A 22150-nucleotide genomic window follows, 5' to 3' on the forward strand; every position below is an offset into this window, starting at 1 on the left:
TTGATCAAAATTGTGTTAGCGGATGACCATGCGATTGTACGAAGCGGATTTTCCATGATTTTGAACTTCCAATCGGATATGGAGGTTGTTGGAACGGCTGCAGACGGAATTGAAGCGTATACGATGGTGGCTAAATATCGTCCGGATATTCTAATCATGGACCTCAGCATGCCTCCAGGCGAAAGTGGATTGATCGCTACAGGCAAGATTAAAGAGGACCACCCTGATACTAAAATTCTGATTCTGACCATGCATGACGATGAAGAATATCTTTTTCATATTTTGAAGAATGGTGCTTCAGGATATGTTTTGAAAAATGCGCCAGATGAGGAGCTATTGCTTGCCATACGTACCATTCATGGGGGAGGAACCTATATTCACCCTAAAATGGCCACTTCTCTCGTTCGTGAGTTCATCAAGAAAGATACGACATCACAAACGGAAGATCCGTATGAAATCTTGTCAAAGAGGGAGTTGGAGATTCTGCCTCTGGTCGCAAAAGGTTACGGTAACAAGGAAGTTGCCGAAAAGCTGTTCATCTCTGTCAAGACCGTGGAAGCAAACAAAGCGAAAATCATGGAGAAGTTGAATTTAAGAAGCCGGCCTGAACTGGTCCAATATGCATTAAAGAAAAAAATGCTGGATTTTTAGCCGATGAATGGGGGAAATCCGCGTGCCGGAAAATAAGAAAATGCGCTTTTCCAAACCCGCCATGCGTATTCTTGAAAATGAGCATCAATATCTAACATATCTGATGGATAAATGGCATGCCATTGTACTGTGGTTTGAGCAGCACAGAATACTAGATTTGGAAGAAGGCCGCAAGCAACTGGAAAAGCTGAGAATGCAGATTATTGATTTTAGGGTACCCCTCAAGAAGCATACCGAAAAGGAAGAAGAACACTTCTTTACTCTACTAGGAACCTACATTGGTTTTGAACAGGGACCGCTCGTCGGTATACAGGAGGAGCACCGTGAAATAGAAGGCTATATCGGTCATTTTCTTTATCAGACGGAGGGCGACTTGAGTTTGCTATCGCTTGACGAGATCCAGGAAGCGGCCAAGAACGCGGGAGAGGCCTTTGAAGTGCTGACTGTACATTTTATAAAAGAGGAAACTGTACTTTTTCCTATGGCAGAGCAACAGATCAATCGGAATGATCTAACCAAGTTAGGTGACAAATTAAATACGCTTATCTCTTGAACAGACCAAGCCGCTTCATAGAGAAGCGGTTTTTTATATTTTCAGGGAGTCCCCTGCCAGGTAAAGGGGACTCCCCTATATTCGAACAGATCGGCTAGCGGCTACAATGGGGACAGAAAATTTAAAACAATAATTCGTCAGAAAAAACGTTGAAAAGGTGAGTTAAATGATTAGAAAAATGCAGTTGCCGTTACAAACATTGAACTTGATTCTTGGATTCATGGTATGGGTTATCATTTCTTCGCTTATGCCGTTCATTACGGAGGATATTGCTATTCCACCCGGAAAATTGGCCATAGTCACAGCGATTCCGGTCGTGCTTGGATCGATTCTGCGCATTCCGCTTGGTTATTATGCCAACATCTTCGGAGCAAGAATCGTTTTTCTCATTAGCTTTATTTTACTTTTGTTTCCCGTCTACTATATCAGTGAAGCTTCTACGATGATGGATTTAATTATCGGTGGCTTGTTCCTTGGGATTGGAGGAGCTGTGTTCTCGGTTGGTGTGACTTCGCTGCCGAAGTATTATTCAAAGGAAAAGCATGGATTTGTAAATGGAATGTATGGCATAGGAAATTTGGGAACAGCCGTCACTACCTTCTCGGCCCCTATTGTGGCTACTCAAATTGGCTGGGCCCCTACAGTGAAGCTGTATCTCATTCTGCTGCTTGTTTTTATCGTTGTGAATTTCTTCTTAGGGGACCGTCATGAAGCTAAAGTAAAGACACCCATTATGGAGCAAATTAAAGGAGTTTACAAAAATGAAAAACTTTGGTTTTTCTCGCTCTTTTATTTTATCACATTTGGTTCATTTGTAGCATTCACGGTATACTTGCCGAACTTCCTGGTTTCGAATTTTGAGCTGCCTAAAGTGGATGCAGGGATGCGTACAGCAGGCTTCATAGCAATTGCTACTTTCTTTCGTCCCATTGGTGGCTGGCTGGCAGATCGGTTTCAGCCTCTGTTCCTGCTGGTAGGGACGTTCTCAGTTTATACGGTCGCTGCGATTCTTTTAGCTTTTTCGCCAGCGATCACCCTTTATACAGTAGGCTGCTTGGCGATCGCTGTATGTGCTGGAGTGGGGAACGGCGTCATTTTCAAGCTAGTCCCATTTTATTTTAATAAACAAGCAGGTATAGTTAACGGAATTGTATCCATGATGGGCGGTCTCGGTGGCTTTTTCCCTCCGATCTTGTTGTCGACGATTCATGCCGTTACTGGCCATTATTCCATTGGATTCATGCTACTCTCCCAAGTGGCGCTGGCTAGCCTGATCCTCGTCATATGGCTGTATTATCAAGGGACACAATCTAATGAATGAGCGTTATTCCAGACAAATCTTATTTAGACCTATTGGTGGCGAAGGGCAGCGTAATCTATCCGCTGCTGTCGTCACCATTATTGGTTGCGGGGCACTGGGTTCCGCCATTGCCGAAACACTGGTAAGAGCGGGCGTTGGGGAGCTTCATCTTGTTGACAGGGATTATGTAGAGATGTCGAATCTGCAACGTCAGCAGCTGTTTACGGAGCAGGACGCCGCGGAAATGCAGCCTAAGGTCATGGCAGCCGAAAAGAGGCTGAAAGCCATACGAGAAGACGTGCGGTTGTACACATATCTCGATAATTTGGATGCCGAGCTTGTTCAAGAACTTGCGAGCAAAAGCATATTGCTGATGGATGCTACGGACAATTTTGAAACTCGTCTGCTTATCAACGATGCTGCACTGAAGGCAGGAATTCCATGGATTTATGGAGCCTGTGTTGGAAGCACAGGCGTTGTTTTTCCATTCGTGCCGAGCGAGTCAGCTTGTTTACGCTGCCTTCTGCCATCGCTGCCTGCGATCAATCAGACCTGCGATACGGCTGGAATCATCTCGCCTGCAGTCCAGGTGACAGCCGCCCTCCAATGTGCAGAAGCCATGAAGTGGCTGAGCGGCAGTCGTGATAAGATGCGCCGCAAGGTTCATCTATTTGATCTATGGGAGAACACGCAGATGGACATAGGGATTTCCCGCATCCGTAACCAAGATTGCCCAACCTGTGGAGAACACCCTACGTTTCCTACACTGACAGCATCACGTCGCTCGGCGTATGCGGCTCTGTGCGGACGGAACGTGGTACAGGTTCTTCCAGACCCACATCGTCCGATCACGCTCGATGATGCGGAGAAAATGGGCAGGCTTATAGCAGATAGTGTAAAAAGAACTCCTTATTTCGTTGAATTTTATGCTTTTAAGCATCGAATGATTTTATTCAAAAACGGAAGGCTTCTCATACACGGTGTCCGGAGTGTTGCCAACGGTCAAAAACTATATCATCAGCTGTTCGGTTAAACGAGAAATGTAGATACAAGAAATAAAAATATTTTAATAGAGTTTTCATGGGAGAATAGCTTGCCGGGTGGCTGAAAGGCGGAAAAGATGAGTGTATTTGAAATCGTGACGGAGCCCATTGTCCCGCAGGTTTATGCGGATTATGTCCTAAGGCCGGAAGCAGGAGCGGTGACCGTGTTTACAGGGCACGTACGGGAGTGGACCCAAGGTGTACGGACCTTATATCTCGCTTATGAGGCCTACGTGCCAATGGCTAAGAAAAAACTCGCGGAGATTGGCCACGAAATCGAGCAGAAATGGGAAGGGACACGAGTGGCAATCGCGCACCGGATTGGCGAGCTTCAAATCGGTGATATTGCCGTTGTCATCGCCGTTTCTTCACCGCACCGCTCGGATGCGTATGAGGCGAATGAATACGCGATCGAACGAATCAAAGAAATGGTTCCGATCTGGAAACAAGAAATTTGGGAAGACGGAACACAGTGGATTGGATACCAAAAGAAAAAGCCGGGGGAGAAGTCATGATTAAGTTGTACTATTTTGCGGGATTCCGTGAGGTGACGGGAATAGCTGAAGAAATGGCGGATTTGGTGGGTCGAACTGTTGGCGACTTATACGGTTGGATAGCAGAAAGATATCCAGATCTACCGATCAATTCTGTACGAATTGCAGTAAACGAGGAATATGCGTTGCTTACGGATGTGCTACAGGATGGAGATGTCGCAGCTTTTATTCCGCCCGTCAGCGGCGGTTAAAGATAACGATCCAGACAACTAGAAAAGGAGGTGGCCACATGAGTTCACATCCACTGAAAGACCAATTGAGACGGCCGATCCGCGATTTACGTATATCTGTTACGGACCGCTGCAATTTTCGCTGTTCCTACTGCATGCCTAAAGAAATTTTCGGTGATGATTTTGCCTTTCTTCCCAAAAGTGAATGTCTGTCATTCGAAGAGATTTATCGGCTGGCGAAGCTTTTTGTAAGCGTAGGGGTAAAAAAAATCCGACTAACGGGCGGCGAACCATTAATGCGCCGAAACCTACCTGACCTTGTCTCCAAAATCCTGTCCATTAACGGAGTAGAAGATGTCGGCTTGACCACAAATGGTTTGCTACTAGGGCAACAGGCACAACGCCTCTATGACGCGGGGTTACGACGGCTGAATGTCAGTGTGGACGCTCTGGATCCTGAACTGTTTGGACGGATGAATGGACGGGGCATTAAGCCCGCTTTTATTTTGAAGCAGATCGATTATGCCAAAACAATTGGCTTTGAAATTAAGGTCAATATGGTGGTACAAAAAGGTCTAAATGATTCCGAAATTTTGCCGATGGCTGCTTATTTTAAAGAACAGGGAATTACCCTTCGGTTTATTGAGTTTATGGATGCAGGGAACAGCATAGGATGGAGCTTCAAGAAAGTTTTAACAAAAAAAGAAATTTATGAGCGTCTAAAAAATACTTACGAGCTGGAGCCAGTGGAGCGCGACTATTTTGGAGAAGTGGCAGAGCGCTATCGCTATAAAGACAGTGCGGCACAGGTTGGCTTTATTACCTCGGTTTCCGAATCGTTTTGTTCGTCCTGTACACGCGCTCGCTTATCGTCTGATGGCAAGTTTTATACGTGCTTGTTTGCTTCAGGTGGATTTGATTTACGCCAGATGCTTCGTAACGGAGCGAATGACCAGGAACTACTCGCCGTGATTACTGAGGTATGGGAGCGACGTACTGACCGGTATTCCGATGAACGTACTGAACAGACAGCAAAGAATAGAAAAAAAATCGACATGTCTTACATTGGCGGTTAACGCTTATGGACAGACACTACACGAAAAAAGAAAGCGCAAACATTTTTGTTGGCAAAACTTAAATTCGGTATTATTATGATCTTGGGATTGTTACTGAAAAGGCAAAACCCGGGACATGGAATTAGATTTCCATGTCCCGGGTTTTGCCTTTTGCGATATACTGCACGATATGAATATCTAGTCCAGATATGGTGCAGAGAGGTGAGTGATGTAAAGCCTTGCAAGTGCTGAACACAAGGTGATAACGTCGACCAACGAAATGGCAGCCCAGATTGATGTCATAGGACGTGGTTAACCTACTAAACTCGTCTACAAAAAGAAATATCAGATCGGTTTGGATGCACTCAAGATCATTCAGAGAAATTTAAATTATAGTTAGAGGAGTCCCTACAGAATATGTTTCGTTATGACATCATTGAATATGGAAAAAACATATTACATGGTTATTGGTATCGAGGGGTAACGTCCTTGCCCGTCGCATTTTAGCTGAGGGAAAGAATTTATTGATGGGCATGGATATATAAGCAGCACTGGAAAAGATTAAATGCTTACAAGGCCAATTCGTCAATTTCATTATGGGCAGTCATGATCTATATGATTTTCCAGGTTCTTTTCGACTGTACCCTACACCATTGCGAAGGATTATTGGGGCAAGGATGGAGATCACTTGGTGTAGGTATGTGAAGTGCAGGATTTTTTATAAGAAATGGAGTGAAAACCGCCTGTTGCTCAATTCTTGACCTGTATAGCAGATGAATGTGAGCATATGGTGACATAAAGAGTTCATCCTGTCCATCCTGATGTGCACTCCTTTATAATAGTAAAAAAAGGGACAAGGAGATGAACTCAAGATGAAAAAAATAACCTTGATAGCTACGGGGGTAGTTGCGGTTGCCATAGGGACATATCTGATTGCAGGAAATGCCCAGCGAGAAGAAGCCGATACCCAAGGAGCGTCAAATATCAAGCAATTGGTGCATGATTTCAGTACAAGAAAGGCAACGGCCCAGTCCGCTTCCATCACTTCCAGTCAGTTGAGTGTATCGGAGGATGGTACCACAACCAAGACCTACAATCTGCCTGATCACGAGTTTTTTGTTTCGATAGCGCCATATATGAAACAGACCCACCCTTGTGCAACCCATAGCCTGACTGGTTGTCAAGGCGAAATGAAGGATGAAGAGTTCAGTGTAACGATTCACGATTCTGATGGAAATTCAGTCATGAATAAAACCTCAATAAAATCCCAGACCAATGGATTTATTGATCTATGGCTGCCGCGTGACAAAACCTATAGCGTTACGGTGGAGCATGAGGGGAAAACTGCAAAATCCAAAATCTCCACGTTTGAAAACGACGATACCTGTATGACCACGATGCAATTGGGTTAACGCAATAAATTCAAATCTATATCCGGGTTCCTGTGTGGAGGAAAGGGACTAGGAATGCTTACAAAGCTTTTAACATTCGAAAAATATAACGACACCAGGCACCAACTACCCCGTGGAAGGAGTACCTGGGTCAGCGCTGCATTGAAGCTGGATCTGATCATTTCCAATACGGATGGAAATGCAGCTATCTATGATCAACTGAGAGCCACTGCACCGACAGTCGAATATAGTCTGAATAGCGGTAACGGCTACGATCATGACAAAATGGTAGAGATTCTCAACAACATCGCGGTCGCTCTGGGAAAAGAAGACAAAGCGAAGCAGATGCTGAAGGAGTTGGACCAGCATTATGCGGAAGCCAAAGAAAAGCCTGCCGCTGCCGGTAAAGCGGATTTGCTGTACATTCTGACACAGGCATTCACTTATCAAAATGCGGCCAGTCTGCGCATGTTTACGGATAACTCAGTCGTCGCGGGAACACTGGCGAAGATCGGGCTGGTTAACGATTGGAAGCCGGACAAGCTTGAACAGTATGGTTTTTCAACCGTAGGCATTGAAGCGTTGTCTGCCGTTCAGGACAGCAACTTCATCTATATTGTGCAACCGAACGATGATGTTTTCGGAGCAGCGCTGAAAAATAATTCGGTTGGAACGGCCTGAATTTTATCAAAGAAAAACGTACCTATGTACTGGGCGGGCAGTAAGACATGGATGTTTGGCGGCTCTATCTCGTCGAAATCGCTGGTTGACCGGGTTGTTGCGGCAATTACGCAATGAGGTCGACCATAGTATTCCGACCGGTTTAGAATCGGCATAGCCTCTAAAACCGCAGCACGAAAAGCCCGCGTCTCCCGCGGGCTTTTCGCTGTATTCTCTTACTCACTCCTCGCCAGCTCAACCAGTCGCTCTCATCTCTCTGGGTAGTACCTTACATTACTAAACCCAGCTTCATTCATGGCCAATAGATTAGGACAGGTGGATACACCCGATTCACCCGATTCACACTAGACGATAATTGGTTGTTCTTTCTCTATTTCTGCAAAATGTGTTTGTAATACTTCTTCATCGGCATAGCGTTCTTTCTCAGCGTGACGCACGTCTTGTCAGAAATAATTCACTGCGCCCGGAATAGGTCCTGCTTGAGTGTCGATCAGTTCTTCTAATCCAAGATAACGTTTATGTTCACGAGAATCGATAACACAAGAAGAGGAGATTGCTCTTGCTCAATCGTTGAGTCATTATTTGTATAAGCTTGAGACACTTGGCGAATTTCTTCTACATCTGCAAGTAATTCAGGCTGTGCAGCAGCAGAACGGCGCGCTGACCTCCCCGGTACGTAAACGGCTGCGGCGGAATCATTTTCATGGATGAATCTCTCCGATCCTGGAAATTTAGAAACGCTATATTCCTCATTATACATTACCCTGCCAGGCGGCCGGAAAAGAAAGCGCGAAAGTTGAGCAGAGAGCGGTTTATCCGTTAGAATGAAGGCGGTAACTACTTGCTTTAAAGAGGATGACATGGTGACTACCGTACTCGGAAGGTTCAAGGTGATCGGTTATCTGGAAGGGGTCTCATTCCTGCTGCTGCTTCTGGTCGTGATGCCGTTCAAGTACATGGCCGGGATCGACCAGGCTGTCTCGATTGTGGAGATGGCGCACGGCGTGCTGTTTGTGCTCTATATCCTGGCCGCCCTGCACGCATTTAGCGAGCTGAGATGGGGGGGCAAAAAGCTCCTGTTGGCGCTCGGAGCTTCCGTTCTGCCGGTTGGAACCTTTGTGTTCAAATCGTATCTCAAAAAGGAAATCCGGGCGGGCCTTGCGGCTCTTCTTTTGTTTCTGCGGGGAGGAGGGGGAGTTCCAAAAGGATACCTACTAAACCTGAAGCCGGGGTATCGGTTGGAGAAGGTGGCGGCGATGCTATGGGATGATGTGGCGGAGGAACTGGACAAGTAAAGGTAAGGCAGTTTATGATAATGAAAATTGGACTTAACGGATCAACCATTTGCTTCGAAAGAATCGGGGCCTTAAGATGAATCTCCATCTTAAGGCCCTTTTTTGTGCAAAATTCGATTTCCAATTTTTTGAACGGCTGATATACTAAGGAGGTAAGCAAGATGAAGATTAACCTGCTTTATCGGGATGAAAAAACGATCGGCGTACGGTTGGAGCGATACGGAGTCGAGGAGCGAGAAGGGATTCGGTCCATACCAGGCAGGAAATGGGTTCCGGACGAAAAAATCTGGACGATTCCGTACAGCATCGCGGCTGTAGAAAGCCTGTTGGAAGCGTATCAGAGCTGCGAGTTCGAGTGCGACGAGCGCTTAAATAAAGAGCTGCCGTACATCCTGGAATGGCTGGATCGGCGGGGTGCGCAGGTCAATGCGGTTCTCTTTTCTTCGGAACGAGGTGAATGGAATCCGGATCGGCGGAAAGAATTGCGCGATGCATTGGTGGCAAGGGGTTACAGCAGCAAGACGATTAAAGCTTACATATCGCAAACGGAACGCTTTTTCGCCGATTTGCAAGGGACCGAAGTAAGTATAAATGATGCGGCGGTGCAAAAATATGCGCTGGCGCTGCTCGAAAAAGGCCTTTCGCACGCTTATGTTAACCAAGCGATTAGCGCGCTAAAATTTTACTTTCACCATGTGCTGAAGCAGCCCAAATCCGCCGCCTATGTTCGTCCGAAAAAGGAGAGTAAACTGCCGAATGTGCTGTCCCTGAATGAGGTCATGCGTCTGTTGAAAGTAGTGAAAAATCCAAAGCATCGGGCTATTCTGTACCTGACGTATACATCCGGGCTGCGGGTAAGCGAAGTGGTGAGGTTGCGTCCCGAAGACTGCGACCGGGAACGGAAAGTGCTGAAAGTCCGTCAGGGAAAGGGCAGGAAGGATAGGCAAACGCTGCTCTCCGAAGCGGCTTTTGCGGTGGTCGAGCAGTACATAGGGGCGGAGCAGCCAGAAGACTGGCTGTTTCCAGGGCAGAGAGAAGGCCGCCACCTGACGGAACGTTCAGCGCAGAAAGTGTTTGAAAAAGCGCTGGCCGAAGCGGGCATTCGCAAACAGGTGAGTATCCATTCGTTAAGGCATTCCTTTGCGACCCACTTGCTGGAGAATGGGATCGATCTTCGCTATATTCAGGAACTACTGGGGCATCAGAGTGTGCGAACGACGGAGCGGTATACACATGTGAGCAGGCGGGACATTGGGCGGATTCAAAGTCCGTTGGATCGGATGGGCGGGCTGGAGGATTGAAACGCAGAAAGTGCGGGAATAAGGAGAAAAGTGCAGGATTCACGAAGTTCGTGAATATGACGAAAAGAGCATTTTTTCGGAAGTTCGTAAATAAGACGTTAGGTGAAATTCCTGCAAAGCCTAAAAATGAAAGGAGAATTTAATGAAGGTAAAACTCGACCTCATAGATATTGAAAGCAAAGCTTTAAGTTGGTTATGTATAAAGCCAATGTTGTTAGCTGTTCGGGGGAAGGACTCCTCAGCCAAGTCCGAAATGTATAACCAATTAAACGAAGGACAAAAGGGACTTTACTTATTTTATTCTTTTCATAACCACACCAAGACTTTGGAGGAATTTTATTGGTTTTCTGCTTACAACATAAATGAACTAAAATCCTGGAATGGAATAAAAAAAGGATTACATTATTTTGAAGATGTTGCCCTACCCAAATTATTAGACGATATAGAGATCCTCATTGTAGAACGAAATAAACTGAAAAAAGCAGTAAGTCCAACAGATTTAGAAAACGACAAAGAGTTAATGAATGATGTGAAAAGTCTGTATGAACAATACATTAAATACTCAGAAACTTCAATAAATAGAATGAATGACTGGATTAAAGCGAATAGAACAGAATTCATTAAAACTGATTTGTGAGTATTTCAGGATGGCAGGAACCTCACCTAACATTATATTCACGCATTGGGCATACACCCTCGGTCCGGCAGAGGGATTTCAGGGAAGCAGAGGCAGCCGGACACACCTGGCATTTACCAGGCGTCGTAAATACGGGAACGTTATACGACAATCTCTAAAAAGCACAAAAGAGAGAGAAGAAAAACGCTAATATAATGTTATGTTAATTAAGTCATTGAAAATAGAAGATATAGAATGGAGGGGTTAATATTAAAAACTTTAGCATCGAAAGATACCACAATTTGAAATATACTTTTAAGAAGTGTTTATTGCGTTTTCGTTCTAAACGTAAGCTTAAATTTTTTTTCTATTTCTTATTAATACTATTGGGTGCTGTATTCATTTATGCCCTTAATAATAACCTTATTAAATTGGAACCTTTAAATTTGTTTTTGCAAAAAGATTTAATACCTTTTATCAATCGAGTTTTTCAAGAGTTGATAATACCACTTCCAATTAATCCATGGATTACGTTACTTATAGGTGCTGCTGGGGGTCAAGCTATCAATCATACAATTATTCAGCAACGAGAGAAAAAAAAGGAATGGCGAGATTCAAAAAACAAATTCTATTGGCCTCTGTATGTTGCCATTACTCAAATGTTTGAAACCTCTACAGCGTATCGACCAGATACATTAAAAAAGCATATAAGTCGTCTGGATCAGAATAAAGCAATATTCGAAATATTAGATAAAAATATAGAGTATGCTAATGCGGATATCTTAGTTTCTTACTACGAACTAAAAAGGATTCAGCTGTATGAAGATGTTTCTGATGATGGTTGGAGAGAAGAGTTAAAATTATTTTTCAAAGTTTTAAAGTACTTTTATATTTATAGTTTGGAGAAAAAAGAGATAAGATTAGATGACACATTTTTCAAATCTAGGATTCTTCTTTTTGGAATGTGGCAACTAGCCTCGGCTTTAGAGTTAGACGATATAGATGGGGCTATGGGATTGAATCATTTAATAGATAAAGATAAACTATCAGTTTTGTATGAGATAAATAATTTAGAAAAGGCTTTGAATTACCCAAAAGACAAACAGAAAAAGTTCTTAGTTAAATTACTAAAAGAGACTGTGATAGATCTTCATTTTGAAGACGTTTACTCTCGTTATTTCACTCCAGGTGAACCTTGGGATAATCCTAGTGAAATCTATTTGATTGGCTTACGACGTGAGATTATAGAAGGAGTAGCAGACGAAAGTATGCCTATTTATCATCGAGAATCTTTGAGACTAGAGTTATTGGAAAAGATATATAATGATTTGTTTTATACGCGAGAAGACCAACATATTTATACGCAAAATAAATATGATAATTTATTTTTGGAGAAAAAAGAGGCTTATGAGTATTTAAAAGACAAAAAGTATATAGAGTTAATACGAGAAGAATCCATAGAACAGGAGGAACCTATAATAAAAGTTAAGCTTACAGCTGCTGGGATGGAAAAAGTAGAAGAACTACACCATGAATTGTTCGAGTCTAAATAACAATGAAAAAAGGCTTGTCTGGAAGAAGAATTCCTGGATAAGCTATTTTAAATAGTAGCTCATATGAAGACAAGATAAATTGAAATACTTTTTGGAAGTAGTTCAAGATGTGAGATCGTCGTATAACATAATATTCACGCTACGGACATACGTCCTTGGTCCGGCATTCGCCGGACACCCAGCATACGCTAGGTCGGAATACAAGAATGTTATACGACAGAATCAAAATGAAAAAGAGCCAGAAGGCTCTCAGTCTAAAGATATATGTAATTCGTTATGCAGGTGAAGAGCGTCCTTAAAACCTTGCAAATAAATTTCACGTTCTAAAATAGCTTGAACAGAAAGCTCAGCATCGTCGTAAAGGAATAGGGTCTTCTGTATATTCTCCGGTACTCCTTCATGTAACTGCTTAAAGTAGAGATTCCGTTCGGATGAGAACTGGTTGTAGCTGGAGTTGTTTTTGATAAGCTCGCCATATAAAGATTCAATTCGAGTATGAATCAGTGAATCAAGTAAGAGTTCTAAAGAATTATGCATTTTGAACACCATCCAATGTATTTTATTTTATGAATAAAAATTCAACTTATTAAATATAATTTTATCATATTAAATAATTAAGTCAATACATGTTGAAGATGTTTTTGATAAAGAAAATATACTTTCATATAATTAAAGAAAAATTCACTTGATGTGTGAAAGGAATATCAGATGATTAGTTATAAACCATTTCAAAAATTATTGATCGACAGGGAGATTAAGAAGCAGGATTTATTGAAAATGACAGGTATTTCGTCTGCTACAATGGCGAAACTCAATACAAACGAATATGTGTCATTAGAAGTGATTGATAAATTATGTGCTGCTTTAGGTTGTCAGCCAGGAGATTTATTGGAACATATAGCAGAACAATGAAAGCTTAGAATCAAGAATGGATGCTGGTTAATCGAAGAAGTGATTCCATCGTATAACATAATATTCAAGCAGCGGCTCCTTTGGAGCCTTGGTCTGCGGGAAGGATTTCGGAGAGGCATTTCAGCAGACAACCCCTGACGGGGTTCATGAATACAGGAACGTTATAGGAAATACGAAAAATATAGAGGAGAGTGATGCAAGATGCATTCAAATAAATATTTCACTAAAGAATTATTGAAAGAAGCTAACAATGCTGCAATAAGAGAAAAAAGAAATCAGGCTATTAAAGAAGAAGTCATAGAAGGTTTAGATGATGAAATGCTTTTTCCTATCTGTGATTATTTTTACCATGCTAAGAATGAATTACGTGTAATGGTTGTCCTTGACTATCATGGGAGATGGGGACTTTTGGATATGTCAATGCTAAGATATGATTCTTTACCTACCTCAGTGTTTAATGATGACGGGAGCGTTACTTTGGAGGATGAGGATTCATATAATGAAAGAAGACCGTATCCTAATGCTAGAGAATGGCAAGAATCAATTGTTTTAAAACCTGTAAGGAGACAAAAGTCATTTAGAGATGAAGTTTTAAAAGCGTACAACAATCAATGTGCTATTTGTAGCATAAGTAACTCTAAAATTTTGCGGGCTGCTCATATATGGCCTGTCTCAGATGGTGGTACAGAAGAAATTCAGAACGGAGTATGTTTGTGTGTCACTCATGAGGTTGCGTATGATGCAGGTTTATTCTTTATTACATCCGAGGGAAAGATTGTATTAAATACAGAAGATGATTTGAAAATAGAATATCAAAGTATCCGATATCCAGATAATAAAGAAGATCATCCTTCCATGTATAATTTTATTAAGAGGGAAGAGTTTTTTAATAATTGATTGAATTTGAGTTATCTCGAGGAAGTTATTGTACTTCCTATAACATAATATTCAAGCTTCGGGTTGTCACCCTCGGTCCGGCAGAAGTGGTGGGCAGGGGAGTGGAAACAGCCGGACAACCTCCGTTGGAGGTTCGTGAATACAGAAACGTTATAGGAAATTGCTAAACCACAAAATAAAAAGGAGGACATATGCCTAAGTTACTAATGGACATAGTTCAGATATCTGCAAACGTTGCGATTGTATTAACTTTTATAATTACAATTTATATTTTCAGAGAAAACATTTCTTCTAGAAAAACTTCAATCAGACCTTTGTTAATGCCAGGTAGGGTTAATCAATTTTTCAATGATGATAATTTGTTTGCTGGAAATTACGAATATCCTATGACTGACGATGTTGGAACAACTGCTTTGGTTCATTTTGGAATAAAAAATGCGGGAAAGGGATCTGCAAAAAACGTAAGAGTGCTGAATTTTATAAGCGAAGAAAATGAACCTATTGAATTTAGAGTAGGGAATAATGCAATAAGTATACCTGAAGGTGAACACATACCTTTTGTAATTAGAATTGCAAGGGAAGATCCTACTGATTATTACTTTATTACGTATAGTACAACGATTTCTTACGAAGATATTTTTGGAAAGGAATTTTATTTAAGTGTAAGAGTATGGGTTCAAGAAAATAGCGTAATAGTAATTGAATACAATGATGCTCAAATACCACAATGGAAAGAATTCATTACTGTAGTATCAAGAGAAGTTGAATTAAATGGATTTTTCGAAATGAGACAATTGGAAAAAAATCTCAAGGATAATCAAAAGTAACATCCTATAACATAATATTCACGCTGCGGACATTCGTCCTTGGTCCGACATCCGTCGGACACTCAGCATACGCTGGGTCGTGAATACAGGAACGTTATACGACAGAATCAAATGAAAAGAGAGCCGTTTCGGCTCTCAACTAGAAGTTATATTTAATTCATTATGTAATTGAAGAGCATCCTTAAAACCTTGCAAGTAGATTTCACGTTCTAGGATTGTTTGAACTGAAAGGTCTGCATCATCGTAAAGAAATAGAGTTTTATGCATATCCTGAGGTAAAAGCTCATGTAACTGTTTGAAGTAAAGATTCCGATCGGATGAGAATTGATTATAGATGGAGTTGTTTTTGAGAAGGTCGCTATATAAAGCTTCAATTCGATTACGAATCAACGAATCAAGTAAGACTTCTAAAGAATTGTGCATAATTGATCACCGTCCGTTATGTTTTATTTTGCGAACAAAAATTCAACTTGTTGAATATTATTTTATCATAATAAAATTCATAGTCAAGACATATCAAAGATATTTTTGATTAAGGAAATATACTTTCATATAATTAAAGAAAAATTCAATTCGGATATGAAGGGATACCAGATGATAAGTTATAAACCATTTCAAAAATTATTGATCGACAGGGAAATTAAGAAGCAGGATTTACTAAAAATGACGGGGATTTCATCGGCAACGATGGCAAAGCTCAATACGAATGAGTATGTATCGTTAGAAGTAATCGATAAATTATGTACGGCATTGGGATGCCAGCCTGGCGATCTATTGGAGCATATAGCTGATCAATGACAGATTAGTGTCGGTAATCATGATATATAGGTATATTACTTTATGGTGATTGTTACAATAAATATATTTAGTATAGGAGCATAAGTGTATGTCGAAGAATACTCAAACTATTTTAGAGCAAATAATTTCTGAAGAACACTCGAATCATAATGAATTTGTAAAAAAAGATGATTTTTTTGAGTTTTTTGCTTCTTCTTGCCGCTTGAAAAAATATGAATTGAATACAGAAGAAATTGAGTTTGGATTGACTGGTGAAGGTAACGATGGAGGGGCAGATTCAATTTATACATTTGTAAATGGCGATCTAATTAAAGAGGATGATGAAGATATAAAGGAGAGGTATAAAAAGAATGTAGAGATTGAGCTTTTTATTTTCCAAGCTAAAAACACAACTTCCTTTAATGAAACACCAATATTGAAATTTGGAAAGTTAAGCGAAAACTTGCTTGACTTGGATTTTAATGAATCAGAATTTGTATCTAGGTATACAGACAAAATAATTAGCTCCTTTGATTTGTTTAGGAAAACATATATTTCTCTTATTACTAAAAAGCCTTCTCTTACTATTAGATATGTATATGTTTCTAAAGGAATTGAGATACATCCAAATGTTAGAGTTCAGTCTGAGGAACTAGAGGAAAAATTAAGGAGAATGTTCTCTACAGCGGATGTATGCTTCGAGTTTTTAGGTGCTCAGGAACTTGTAGATTTGAGCCAAGAACGTGTTAACGATATATATAAACTAAAAACAGTTGAAAATCCAATGACCCATCAAGATCAAAAGGTGTATATAGCATTGGTTAAATTATCAGATTTTTATAATTTTATAACGGATAAAGAAAGTGGAAAGTTAATAAAGCATATATTCGAATCTAATGTGAGAGATTACCAAGGTAAATCCAGTGTTAACAATGAAATATATAATACTCTTCAGACTGATAATAGAAGCGAGTTCTGGTGGTTAAACAATGGGATTACCATCTTATCTGGCGCTGCATATACATCTTCTGGAAGGGAAATAACAATTGAATCGCCTGAAATAGTAAATGGACTTCAAACTTCAAATGAAATTTATAAGTATTTCATTCAGAATCCCGAGAAAATAGGGAATGAGACACGCAGTGTTCTTGTAAAGATTATTGTACCAGAAGATGATGAAAGTAGAGATAAAATTATCAAAGCAACTAATAGTCAAACAACGATTCCAAAATCTTCACTTAGAACTACAGACTTGATACACAGACAAATTGAAGAATTCTTCAAGCGCAAAGGTTTATACTATGATCGTAGAAAAAACTTTTACAAAAATGAGGGAAAAAAATCAAGGGAGATAGTATCTGTTGCATTTCTATCGCAATGCTTAATGTCAGTATTTCTGCAAAAACCTGACTATGCACGTGCGAGACCTTCGACACTTCTTGAGTCAGATGATGAATATAATAAATTATTTAATCCAGAAACTGATTTGGAGTCGTATTATATTGTTGCACATGTGGGAAAAAAAATTGAAATTGCTTTAAAGGAAAGCGGATCTTACAGTGTCCCCGAAGTGAACAATATTCGTTTTTATGTGCTGTACTCACTTTTTGCACTCAAGTTACAAAATCAATATCCTTCAGCCAAGAAAATAGTTCGAATTAAGCTTGAAGACATTCAAAATGAGGAGATCCTTGAAAAAGCAAAAGTAATCTACAGGATGTTCCTTAGTTTTGGTGGGACAGATAAAATTGCTAAAAGTCAACAATTTAGAAATGTAGTTATGAAAGAAATAGATGAAATTATTAATAACAAACTTGTAAAAGTTTAATGCTTGTTCTTTGCTCTATACGAATAAAACTATTACACAATATAGCCTGTTAAAGTTATCAGTTACATTCAATTTTAATCGCTACGGGTTCAATTCCCCGCAGCTTGCTGCGGGGAGTTTCATTTTGTTATGCAGGTACCAGGGTAACGAGGAATAGTTAGCAAAGCAATTCCATCGTATAACATAATATTCAAGCTGCGGCTCCGTTGGAGCCTTGGTCTGCTAGAAGGATTCCGATGAGGCAATTTCGGCAGACAACCCCTTTGGGGTTCATGAATACAGGAACGTTATAGGAAATTGCAAAACCCGAAAATACAAGAGGAGGATATATGTCTAAATTACTAATGGATATAATTCAGGTATCTGCAAATATTGCGATTGTATTAACTTTTATAATTACAATTTATATTTTCAGAGAAAACATCTCTTCCCGAAAAACCTCAATTAGACCTTTGTTGATGCCAGGTAGGGTTAATCAATTTTTTAATGATGATAATTTGTTTGCTGGAAATTACGAATATCCACTGACTGATGATGTAGGAACAACCGCGTTAGTTCATTTTGGAATAAAGAATGCAGGAAAAGGAGTTGCGAAAAATGTAAACGTGCTTAACTTTAGAAGTGAAGAAGAAGAACCTATTGAATTTAGAGTGGGGAACAATTCAATTAGTATACCTGAGGGTGAACATGTACCATTTGTAATTAGAATTGCGAGGAAAGATCCTACTGATTATTTCTTCATTACATACAGTACAACGGTTTCTTACGAAGATATTTTCGGGAAAAAATTCTATATAAGTATAAGACTATGGGTTCAAGAAAGTGGCGTAATAGTCATTGAATACAATGATACTCAAATACCACAATGGAAAGAATTTATGACTGTTGTATCAAGAGAAGTTGAGTTAAATGGATTTTTTGAAATGAGGCAATTAGAAGAACGTATCAATGATAATAAAAGAGAGTAAATAAGAACAAGCAACATCCTATAACATAATATTCACGCTTCGGCTCCTTTGGAGCCTTGGTCTGCGGAATGGATTTCGGAGAGGCATTTCGGCAGACAACCCCTTTGGGGTTCGTGAATACAGGAACGTTAGGTGAAATACCATAAATAATTTGGAGGTCAAAATCAAGATGCTGAAACTAAAAGAAGAGTCTCTAAATTGGTCTTTGAAGCACATTAATAAATACGGGGATTCTTATGTTTTTCCAAAACTTTTTGAATTTGAAGCAATTAATGAGAATTGGGATGATGTGAAAAAACATCTATTAACAATTGATGTTTATTCTAATGGAGTTAGGCCATATAGAACTACTATTACGCCAAAGAGCAGTGTCGGCTTTAGAATATGTACTCAATTAGACCCCTTGGATTCAATAGTATATAACGCATTAATTTATGAAATATACGAAGAAATAGAAAACAAAAGAATACCATCTGCGCATGATGTTGTGTATTCATTCAGGTTAAATCCTGAAAGTGATGGAATCCTGTTTGATCCTGAGTATAATTGGAAGAAATTTGAAGATAAGACGAGAGAATTGTTGGAATCAGAAGAATATTCGTATGTGGTAATGACAGATATTACGGACTTTTATCCAAGTATATATTTACATAACATTGAAACTCATTTGCGCGAATGTGTAAGGTTAAGTGGAAAGAATGCTCATGCTGAGACTTTAATTAATATAATTAAGGCTATGCACATCAGTCAGACTCATAAAGGACTTCCAATTGGTCCTCAGTTTAGTCGCCCAATAGCTGAGCTTATACTAAATGAGATAGATCTAATACTTATTGAAAATGATATTATGTTTATCAGATATGTCGATGATTATCGACTTTTCTGTAAATCTGAAAATGATGCCTACAAGTCTTTAGCATTCTTGGCACAAAAGTTGTATGATATTTTGAACTTAAAATTAAATGAACAAAAAACTAAAATTTTGACAACTGAAAGCTTTATTTCTAAACATCTTTATTTATATAAGGAAAGAGAAAAAGATAGGATAATTGAAGAGTTCTATGAATTATTAGATAAGCTGGGGTTTAGCAGAGATTTCTATGGAGAGATTGATCTTTCCTCATTAGAAAAAGAAGAAATAGAAAAACTTCATGAGTTAAATATATTTGAATTACTACAAGAAGAACTCAGTAAAGATGACTGTGATATAGGCTTTGCTAAATTTCTAATCGGAAATTTAGCGCGTTTTGATAATACTGAAGTAGCAGAATTGATATTGACAGAAGAAAATATGAGAAAGTTGTTTCCTAGTATTAAGACTATTATTAATCATCTTGAACTAGTTAGATCTTATAGTGAAGAACAAAAGCACGAAATAGGAAGTAGAGTTTTGAGACTGCTTCAAAGTAGTTTTATGAGTGAGTTGGAATTTAATAGATCTTGGCTATTGCATCTATTTTCTAACAATGATGAATGGAACAATAAACAATTGTTTTCAGAGTTAATAAAGAAATATGATGATAACTTCACAGTGAGAGAGCTAATCCTGAATTTAGGAAGATCAAAAAATCATAGATATTTTAGAGAAAACAAATTTAGTATTATTTCTGATCCTTGGGTTAGGAGAGCTTTTCTAGTAGCAATTAGTTGCTTACCAAAGGATGAACGAAATCCTTACTATAAATCAAGAAGTTTAACTCAAAGAGATCTATTGGAGCAAGTAGTAGAGAAATGGGCGCAGAAAAACTCTTTTTAGAATGTCTAGGAAGCATGGTACTTCACCTAACATAATATTCAAGCTGCGGCTCCTCACGGAGCCTTGGTCTGCTGGATCGATTCCAAGGAAGTAGATTCAGCAGACACATCCGACTTCATCGGACGTCGTGAATACAGGAACGTTAGGCGAAAGTATTCAAAAGGTCAAGGTGATATGAAATGGAACTAGTAATAAATTCGATTAACAACGAAAAGTTATCTATTTTAAAATTTGAGAGTCTCTCAACTACAGAAAAGGAAATTGTAAAAAGAAATTTAGTGTGCTTAGAGTGTAGGGTTCAAGCCTTTTATAGAAGAAAAACTAAGGATGGTAAACAAGCTTGCTTTTTTGCTAAACATGTAAGTGGTTGTAAGCAGGGAATGAGCAATCCTAGCAATGTCGATAATGCAATTAAAGAAGAAGTTAACAAAGTAAATGTCACATATAACGAGTTAATCCTGAGCTTAGACCAAAGCAATGATCCGTATGAGAAAAGAAATGAAGGTTTGATTTCAGTTGAAGCTGGGCAAAAAAAGAAATTCTCGATCATATACAATTGATCCTTCAAAAAATAAGTCCTGTAAAATTACATTGAAAAAACTATTAAAGTATGCGATTCATAATCTTTTAGATGATATTGATATCCCAATAATTTTTGAAGGTAAAACATACAAAGATCCTTTTGATTTAATTATAGATTTTAAAAGTGCAGATCATTCACTCAAAGGAGAAAAAAGAATATTTTGGGGCGAAGTTAATTCAATCTCATCGAATAAACAATTTTTAAACTGTGGCGCATGGGATGGAAAAGGATATGAATTTTCTGTTTTATTAAGCGAGAGCATCTCTAATAGTTCCAAATTGAAAAAGATACTCTGGAATAAAGGCGTTTATTGTATTTTTATAGCAACATTATACTTTAATAAAAATGATAAGCCTTATATTCGGTTGAATGATATTAACTTAATGACTTTAGAAACTAAACAATAATTCAAGAACGAATACCATCGCCTAACATAATATTCACGCTGCGGACTTTCGTCCTAGGTCCGGCATTCGCCGGACACCCAGCATGTGCTGGGTCGTGAATACAGAAACGTTATACGAAATTGCTGAAAATACAAGGGGGACAACATGGAGAGCGAGATGAATAATACAGTTTCTTCTGACGTAGAAACTGAAAATGTTAAGAATAATGAAAATACAGTTTTATTCGAACTAACTTATATCAATTCAAGAATAGCTAAGCTAAATCACGAGAAAATATCTGATAAGCAAACAGTTACTGCCTTAAGAGCGTTATTTGCCATAATCACCTTGATTGGGTTTTTGATCATTATAAAAGTAATTGATACTTACTTGTATATCGGTATCATTATTACTGCTTTTGGAGGATTTATCTTCTTAGCAAGTTTCACAGATGCGAAACAAAGTAAAATCAAAGCTGAAATAGAAAGCTTGAATATGCAAAAAAAATTACTTGAAAATAGTTCCGGTAATAATACTAATAGATATTTTGATAGCTTAGTAAGCATAAATTTAAGAAATCTTGAGGAATACTATGATTTGGTGAAAATCAGTAATAAAAAATCTTTTAATGCATCATTAACCATGAGCACTTTTGGAGTTTTAATTATATCTGGGGGCCTTATTGTCTCTTACTTTATGGATGAATTTAAAGACATATCTTATATTGCTACTGCTGCTGGCCTGTTAGTAGAAATTATATCGGGGCTAATGTTCTATCTCTACAGTAAAACCGTACTACAACTTAAGGGATACCACGATAGCTTAATTGATGTTCAAAATGTTCTACTTTCTTTTAAGTTAATAGAAGATACACAAAATGAACAAATTAAGTCAGAAGTGATGAAACAAATGATTGAGAATCTTATAAAAAGAAAATAACGTTTGAGATTTCGATGATGAGAGCAATATCGTATAACATAATATTCACGCATCGGGCATACGCCCTCGGTCCGGCAGAGGGATTTCAGGGAAGCAAGGGCAGCCGGACACACC

The 22150-nt window shown here is 39.2% G+C and carries 24 protein-coding genes and 1 pseudogene; 23 read left to right on the plus strand and 2 right to left on the minus strand.

Annotated features, from left to right (window positions below):
- Nucleotides 1–3: 3 nt before the first annotated feature.
- The 13 genes and pseudogenes from ACWGOO_RS04880 (at nt 4) to ACWGOO_RS04940 (ending at nt 12163) form a co-directional block, all read left to right on the plus strand.
- On the plus strand, nt 4–651 hold the full coding sequence (locus tag ACWGOO_RS04880) for a response regulator transcription factor (RefSeq protein ID WP_354454079.1): 648 nt from the start codon (nt 4–6) through the stop codon (nt 649–651).
- 22 nt (nt 652–673) lie between these two features.
- Nucleotides 674–1204 (plus strand): hemerythrin domain-containing protein, encoded by a 531-nt coding sequence (locus tag ACWGOO_RS04885; protein ID WP_452482037.1) that lies wholly within the window; start codon nt 674–676, stop codon nt 1202–1204.
- Between the two features lie 166 nt (nt 1205–1370).
- Nucleotides 1371–2525, plus strand: a complete 1155-nt coding sequence (locus tag ACWGOO_RS04890) for a nitrate/nitrite transporter (protein WP_452481683.1) — start codon at nt 1371–1373, stop codon at nt 2523–2525.
- Entirely contained in the window at nt 2518–3537 is a 1020-nt protein-coding gene (locus ACWGOO_RS04895) for a ThiF family adenylyltransferase (RefSeq protein WP_452481684.1), read from the plus strand. The genes ACWGOO_RS04890 and ACWGOO_RS04895 overlap by 8 nt, the downstream gene beginning before the upstream one ends.
- A gap of 87 nt (nt 3538–3624) precedes the next feature.
- Complete coding sequence (locus ACWGOO_RS04900) at nt 3625–4062, plus strand: molybdenum cofactor biosynthesis protein MoaE (protein WP_452481685.1); 438 nt, start codon at nt 3625–3627, stop codon at nt 4060–4062.
- Complete coding sequence (locus ACWGOO_RS04905) at nt 4059–4292, plus strand: MoaD/ThiS family protein (protein ID WP_452481686.1); 234 nt, start codon at nt 4059–4061, stop codon at nt 4290–4292. Before ACWGOO_RS04900 ends, ACWGOO_RS04905 begins: the two co-directional genes overlap by 4 nt.
- 38 nt (nt 4293–4330) lie before the next feature.
- On the plus strand, nt 4331–5347 hold the full coding sequence (moaA, locus tag ACWGOO_RS04910; protein WP_452481687.1) for a GTP 3',8-cyclase MoaA: 1017 nt from the start codon (nt 4331–4333) through the stop codon (nt 5345–5347).
- Between the two features lie 851 nt (nt 5348–6198).
- Nucleotides 6199–6738 (plus strand): CueP family metal-binding protein, encoded by a 540-nt coding sequence (locus ACWGOO_RS04915; protein WP_452481688.1) that lies wholly within the window; start codon nt 6199–6201, stop codon nt 6736–6738.
- Nucleotides 6739–6873: 135 nt separating this feature from the next.
- Nucleotides 6874–7515 (plus strand): annotated as a pseudogene (locus ACWGOO_RS04920) (ABC transporter substrate-binding protein); the annotation flags it as partial.
- A 707-nt stretch (nt 7516–8222) separates the two neighbouring features.
- A complete protein-coding gene (locus ACWGOO_RS04925) occupies nt 8223–8693 on the plus strand; it encodes a DUF3817 domain-containing protein (RefSeq protein ID WP_452481689.1) in 471 nt (156 codons plus the stop codon).
- A gap of 161 nt (nt 8694–8854) precedes the next feature.
- A complete protein-coding gene (gene xerA / locus ACWGOO_RS04930; protein ID WP_452481690.1) occupies nt 8855–9994 on the plus strand; it encodes a site-specific tyrosine recombinase/integron integrase in 1140 nt (379 codons plus the stop codon).
- 142 nt (nt 9995–10136) lie between these two features.
- Nucleotides 10137–10631 (plus strand): hypothetical protein, encoded by a 495-nt coding sequence (locus tag ACWGOO_RS04935; protein ID WP_452481691.1) that lies wholly within the window; start codon nt 10137–10139, stop codon nt 10629–10631.
- Between the two features lie 365 nt (nt 10632–10996).
- On the plus strand, nt 10997–12163 hold the full coding sequence (locus ACWGOO_RS04940) for a hypothetical protein (protein WP_452481692.1): 1167 nt from the start codon (nt 10997–10999) through the stop codon (nt 12161–12163).
- A 249-nt stretch (nt 12164–12412) separates the two neighbouring features.
- Here the strand turns inward: ACWGOO_RS04940 and ACWGOO_RS04945 are convergent, their stop codons facing one another.
- On the minus strand, nt 12413–12700 hold the full coding sequence (locus ACWGOO_RS04945) for a hypothetical protein (RefSeq protein WP_341163547.1): 288 nt from the start codon (nt 12698–12700) through the stop codon (nt 12413–12415).
- Between the two features lie 171 nt (nt 12701–12871).
- Here ACWGOO_RS04945 and ACWGOO_RS04950 point away from each other — a divergent pair, with 171 nt between their 5' ends.
- From ACWGOO_RS04950 to ACWGOO_RS04960, 3 genes are all read left to right on the plus strand, one after another.
- Nucleotides 12872–13075, plus strand: coding sequence for a helix-turn-helix domain-containing protein (locus tag ACWGOO_RS04950; protein ID WP_010345194.1), 204 nt, complete (start codon nt 12872–12874; stop codon nt 13073–13075).
- A gap of 201 nt (nt 13076–13276) precedes the next feature.
- Nucleotides 13277–13972: an HNH endonuclease gene (locus ACWGOO_RS04955; protein ID WP_452481693.1), complete on the plus strand. Its 696-nt coding sequence runs from the start codon at nt 13277–13279 to the stop codon at nt 13970–13972.
- A gap of 191 nt (nt 13973–14163) precedes the next feature.
- The gene (locus ACWGOO_RS04960) at nt 14164–14799 is read left to right on the plus strand and encodes a hypothetical protein (RefSeq protein ID WP_452481694.1); all 636 of its coding nucleotides are present in this window, start codon (nt 14164–14166) and stop codon (nt 14797–14799) included.
- A gap of 135 nt (nt 14800–14934) precedes the next feature.
- Here ACWGOO_RS04960 and ACWGOO_RS04965 read toward each other — a convergent pair whose 3' ends face one another.
- On the minus strand, nt 14935–15222 hold the full coding sequence (locus ACWGOO_RS04965) for a hypothetical protein (RefSeq protein ID WP_452481695.1): 288 nt from the start codon (nt 15220–15222) through the stop codon (nt 14935–14937).
- A 171-nt stretch (nt 15223–15393) separates the two neighbouring features.
- Between ACWGOO_RS04965 and ACWGOO_RS04970 the strand changes: the two genes are divergently transcribed.
- The 7 genes from ACWGOO_RS04970 to ACWGOO_RS05000 all read left to right on the plus strand — a co-directional run bounded on the left by ACWGOO_RS04970 (nt 15394) and on the right by ACWGOO_RS05000 (nt 22036).
- Nucleotides 15394–15597 (plus strand): helix-turn-helix domain-containing protein, encoded by a 204-nt coding sequence (locus tag ACWGOO_RS04970; protein WP_079346583.1) that lies wholly within the window; start codon nt 15394–15396, stop codon nt 15595–15597.
- A gap of 88 nt (nt 15598–15685) precedes the next feature.
- A complete protein-coding gene (locus tag ACWGOO_RS04975; RefSeq protein WP_452481696.1) occupies nt 15686–17404 on the plus strand; it encodes an AIPR family protein in 1719 nt (572 codons plus the stop codon).
- Nucleotides 17405–17733: 329 nt separating this feature from the next.
- Nucleotides 17734–18372, plus strand: a complete 639-nt coding sequence (locus ACWGOO_RS04980) for a hypothetical protein (protein ID WP_452481697.1) — start codon at nt 17734–17736, stop codon at nt 18370–18372.
- Nucleotides 18373–18541: 169 nt separating this feature from the next.
- A complete protein-coding gene (locus ACWGOO_RS04985) occupies nt 18542–20128 on the plus strand; it encodes an RNA-directed DNA polymerase (protein ID WP_430076667.1) in 1587 nt (528 codons plus the stop codon).
- Nucleotides 20129–20307: 179 nt separating this feature from the next.
- Nucleotides 20308–20688, plus strand: a complete 381-nt coding sequence (locus ACWGOO_RS04990; protein WP_452481698.1) for a hypothetical protein — start codon at nt 20308–20310, stop codon at nt 20686–20688.
- Nucleotides 20645–21118 (plus strand): hypothetical protein, encoded by a 474-nt coding sequence (locus tag ACWGOO_RS04995; protein WP_452481699.1) that lies wholly within the window; start codon nt 20645–20647, stop codon nt 21116–21118. The genes ACWGOO_RS04990 and ACWGOO_RS04995 overlap by 44 nt, the downstream gene beginning before the upstream one ends.
- 144 nt (nt 21119–21262) lie before the next feature.
- Nucleotides 21263–22036 carry a TRADD-N-associated membrane domain-containing protein gene (locus ACWGOO_RS05000; protein WP_452481700.1) on the plus strand — a complete coding sequence of 258 codons (774 nt, stop codon included), beginning with the start codon at nt 21263–21265 and terminating at the stop codon, nt 22034–22036.
- The last annotated feature ends 114 nt before the right edge of the window (nt 22037–22150 follow it).

This window comes from Paenibacillus sp. NPDC055715, from assembly GCF_053617595.1.

Coding starts and splice junctions, on each gene's coding strand:
- ACWGOO_RS04960 (WP_452481694.1), top strand. CDS start 14,164: ATGCCTAAGTTACTAATGGACATAGTTCAGATATCTGCAAACGTTGCG.
- xerA (WP_452481690.1), top strand. CDS start 8,855: ATGAAGATTAACCTGCTTTATCGGGATGAAAAAACGATCGGCGTACGG.
- ACWGOO_RS04915 (WP_452481688.1), top strand. CDS start 6,199: ATGAAAAAAATAACCTTGATAGCTACGGGGGTAGTTGCGGTTGCCATA.
- ACWGOO_RS04945 (WP_341163547.1), bottom strand. CDS start 12,700: ATGCATAATTCTTTAGAACTCTTACTTGATTCACTGATTCATACTCGA.
- ACWGOO_RS04980 (WP_452481697.1), top strand. CDS start 17,734: ATGTCTAAATTACTAATGGATATAATTCAGGTATCTGCAAATATTGCG.
- ACWGOO_RS04965 (WP_452481695.1), bottom strand. CDS start 15,222: ATGCACAATTCTTTAGAAGTCTTACTTGATTCGTTGATTCGTAATCGA.
- ACWGOO_RS04975 (WP_452481696.1), top strand. CDS start 15,686: ATGTCGAAGAATACTCAAACTATTTTAGAGCAAATAATTTCTGAAGAA.
- ACWGOO_RS04955 (WP_452481693.1), top strand. CDS start 13,277: ATGCATTCAAATAAATATTTCACTAAAGAATTATTGAAAGAAGCTAAC.
- ACWGOO_RS04990 (WP_452481698.1), top strand. CDS start 20,308: ATGGAACTAGTAATAAATTCGATTAACAACGAAAAGTTATCTATTTTA.
- ACWGOO_RS04985 (WP_430076667.1), top strand. CDS start 18,542: ATGCTGAAACTAAAAGAAGAGTCTCTAAATTGGTCTTTGAAGCACATT.
- ACWGOO_RS04890 (WP_452481683.1), top strand. CDS start 1,371: ATGATTAGAAAAATGCAGTTGCCGTTACAAACATTGAACTTGATTCTT.
- moaA (WP_452481687.1), top strand. CDS start 4,331: ATGAGTTCACATCCACTGAAAGACCAATTGAGACGGCCGATCCGCGAT.
- ACWGOO_RS04900 (WP_452481685.1), top strand. CDS start 3,625: ATGAGTGTATTTGAAATCGTGACGGAGCCCATTGTCCCGCAGGTTTAT.
- ACWGOO_RS04970 (WP_079346583.1), top strand. CDS start 15,394: ATGATAAGTTATAAACCATTTCAAAAATTATTGATCGACAGGGAAATT.
- ACWGOO_RS04935 (WP_452481691.1), top strand. CDS start 10,137: ATGAAGGTAAAACTCGACCTCATAGATATTGAAAGCAAAGCTTTAAGT.
- ACWGOO_RS04950 (WP_010345194.1), top strand. CDS start 12,872: ATGATTAGTTATAAACCATTTCAAAAATTATTGATCGACAGGGAGATT.
- ACWGOO_RS04925 (WP_452481689.1), top strand. CDS start 8,223: ATGAAGGCGGTAACTACTTGCTTTAAAGAGGATGACATGGTGACTACC.
- ACWGOO_RS04905 (WP_452481686.1), top strand. CDS start 4,059: ATGATTAAGTTGTACTATTTTGCGGGATTCCGTGAGGTGACGGGAATA.
- ACWGOO_RS05000 (WP_452481700.1), top strand. CDS start 21,263: ATGGAGAGCGAGATGAATAATACAGTTTCTTCTGACGTAGAAACTGAA.
- ACWGOO_RS04895 (WP_452481684.1), top strand. CDS start 2,518: ATGAATGAGCGTTATTCCAGACAAATCTTATTTAGACCTATTGGTGGC.